The sequence below is a fragment of the Mycobacterium sp. P7213 genome, from assembly GCF_900604305.1.
In the GTDB taxonomy this organism is placed as follows: Bacteria; Actinomycetota; Actinomycetes; order Mycobacteriales; family Mycobacteriaceae; genus Mycobacterium.
This window is the reverse complement of the sequence record NZ_UWOA01000134.1, coordinates 1-504: the sequence shown is the minus strand read 5'-3', so window position 1 is coordinate 504 and position 504 is coordinate 1. Positions and strand designations below refer to the sequence as shown.

Genomic DNA, 504 nt, shown 5'->3' with positions numbered 1-504 from the left:
TTTCATGTGGGTGAGGCGGCTGCGGCGTTTCAGGGGTCGCATGCCCGGTTTGTGGCGATGGCGGCGCGGGTGAATGCGTTGCTGGATATGGCGCAGGTGAATCTGGCGGATGCCGGTTCGACGTATGTGGCGGCTGACGCTGCTGCGGCTTCTGGTTACACCGGGGTTTAGCGGGCGGACCAGGGAAAAGGAGCAGACTGATGTCACAGATTATGTACAACTACCCGGCGATGCTGGCCCATGCGGCTGAGATGAACGGGTATGCGGGCACGTTGCAGGCGGTGGGTGCTGACATTGCCAGTGAGCAGGCGGCGTTGTCGGCGGCGTGGCAGGGCGATACGGGTATGACGTATCAGGCGTGGCAGGCGCAGTGGAATCAGGCGATGGAGGAGTTGGTGCTTGCCTATCGGGCAATGGCCTCCACCCATGAGACCAACACCTTGATGATGAACGCGCGCGACACCGCCGAAGCCGCCAAGTGGGGCTGACCCAAGTGGGGCTGAC

The 504-nt window shown here is 62.7% G+C and carries 1 protein-coding gene and 1 pseudogene; both read left to right on the top strand.

The features are described 5' to 3' along the window. Window positions 1-171: pseudogene (locus EJK91_RS21580) on the top strand (type VII secretion protein EsxS); the annotation flags it as partial. Window positions 172-200: 29 nt separating this feature from the next. Beyond that, window positions 201-488, top strand: coding sequence for a WXG100 family type VII secretion target (locus EJK91_RS21575; protein WP_046287208.1), 288 nt, complete (start codon window positions 201-203; stop codon window positions 486-488). Window positions 489-504 lie beyond the last annotated feature (16 nt).